The organism is Kitasatospora sp. NPDC059747 (genome assembly GCF_042732955.1).
Classification (GTDB): Bacteria; Actinomycetota; Actinomycetes; order Streptomycetales; family Streptomycetaceae; genus Kitasatospora.
In genome coordinates this window covers 12400-13179 of record NZ_JBHWGV010000065.1, presented here as the reverse complement: position 1 = coordinate 13179, position 780 = coordinate 12400, and positions in this window count along the sequence as shown.

The following is a 780-nucleotide window of genomic DNA, read 5'->3' as shown; positions in this document are numbered from 1 at the left end:
GTGTGGGCGGGCGCCGGCGCGGGGGCGGGGGCGCGGGCGCGCGGGCGCGCGCGCGGGCGGGGGGGGGGGGCGGGGGGGGGCGGGCCCCCCCGCCCCCCGCGCCCCCCCCCCCCCCCGACGCCCGGATCGCGGCCCGGCTGGAGATCCAGCCGGGCGATCCGGTGATGCACACCAGCTATGTGTATCTGGCAGACGGCGACCCGGCCCAGCTCGCCGAGAGCTGGGAACCTATGGCGATCACCGGCGGCAGCCTGATCGTCCTACCGGAGGCCGGCCCGCACGCGGGCATCGGCGTCGCCGACCGGATGGCTCTGATCGGTATCGAGGCCGGCACGCCGGTCGAACGCGTCACCGCCCGCCAGGCCAGCCGCCGGCGCGGGGCCGCGCCCCGCGGCCCGCGCCCCGCGCCGGGGGGGGGGGGGGTCGGGCGCTCCCCGCGAGCCCCCGCGCCCGCAGCGGCAGGTCTCGGAGCGCGCCACGCCCGCCGCCTCACCCCCCCCCCCCCCCCCGCGCCCCCCCCCCCGCCCCCCCCCCCCCCCCGCGGCCGCGGCACCCGCCGTCCCGGTGATGGCGATCGAGCGCACCTACTACGACCAGGCCACCGGCCGTCCGGTCGAGACGGCCGACATCGTGCTGCTCGGTTCGCGCTGGGTCTCCGAGTACGGTCGACGCCCGCAGCACTGAGCCCCGCGGGGGCGCGCGGCGTCCCCGGCGGCGGGGGCGCTCCCCTCAGCAGGAACAGTCGAGGGGGTGGCGCGTCGCGCGGGGGGCGGGCGGCGC